The organism is Nitrospirota bacterium, from assembly GCA_040755395.1.
Lineage (GTDB): Bacteria > Nitrospirota > Nitrospiria > Nitrospirales > Nitrospiraceae > DATLZU01.
This window is the reverse complement of the sequence record JBFMAX010000070.1, coordinates 1-1,084: the sequence shown is the minus strand read 5'-3', so window position 1 is coordinate 1,084 and position 1,084 is coordinate 1. Positions and strand designations below refer to the sequence as shown.

Annotated in this window: 1 protein-coding gene; it reads right to left on the bottom strand. The window is 63.9% G+C overall.

Translation table 11 applies throughout. The annotated features are described in order from the left end of the window. Positions 1 to 1,045 (bottom strand): hypothetical protein (locus AB1555_20200; protein ID MEW6249000.1); only part of this gene is annotated, 1,045 nt, incomplete at its 3' end. Positions 1,046 to 1,084: the final 39 nt, after the last annotated feature.

Sequence of the window (1,084 nt, the reverse complement as noted above, 5' to 3'; positions counted from 1 at the left end):
CCGCCGGCGAGAGCGAACAGGCGCTCCCTCCCGCGCACCCCGCCTGCGACGAGGTGTACCACTTCCACAACACCACCGTATCATCCGCCTTCCGCACCTCCAGCAGATAATGCGTCGCCTGCGCGTGCCCCGTCCAACTGAATACATTGCTCCACGTGGTCAGCGTGCCAGACGGCGACACCAGCGTGTTCCCGCGCAGGTTCGCCGTCACACTCTTGTTCCCGTCCATCGTCACCGAAACAGTGCTTGCCGTCCCGCTCGCATCCCCACTCCAGCCCGTGAACACGTAGCCCGCGTTCGGCGTCACGCTCACCTGCACCACGCTCCCTGCCGTGTAGCCTCCCGTACAGTTCTGTGCGCTGCTCGTCACCACCCCTCCCACACTCGGATTGGCATTCACCGTCAGGCTGTAACACGCTCCCACCAGCGTGAAATTCGCAAAGTTCGTCCGGATCCCATACCCGTTCGTCGGGTCGTAGTCCGCCACCCGCCACTTGTAATCCCCGTTCCCCAGCCCCAGCGTCTCCGCCGGCGCAATCGCGCAGCTCGTGTCCGCGTCACATCCCACCTGCGCCGCCGTGTACCATTTCCACAACATTGTCACATTGTCCGACCGATACACTTCCAGCAGGTAGTTCGTCGCTCCCGACCGCCCCGTCCAGCGAAATTCGCGATCCCAGTTGCTCTGCACTCCCAGCGGCGCACTCAACACCGCATACCCCTTCAGCACATACCGCAGCGTCACCGCCTCCAGCACCGGCGTCTGTCCGCTGTCCGTCGTCGTCAGAACGGCGCGATACTGTATGTATTGCCCGCCAAAATTGTTCAGCGGCGACTGGTTCAACTGCCACAGCGTCCACGTCCCGTCCGCGTTGCCCGTGCGCACCTGCAACTCGATGCTCGTCCCTGCAGGCGTGCTGCCCGTCCAATCCAATTCCACCCAGTCCACCAAGTCGCCCGCATCGAACACCCGCGACTCGAACGTGCAGGTCGTCGAACCAGGCAGGTTCAGCCGCACCGCCCCGTCGCCAATCAGGTTGTCCACCACGCAGCTCCCCACCGTTCCGGCGCTGAAGTCGGAAGC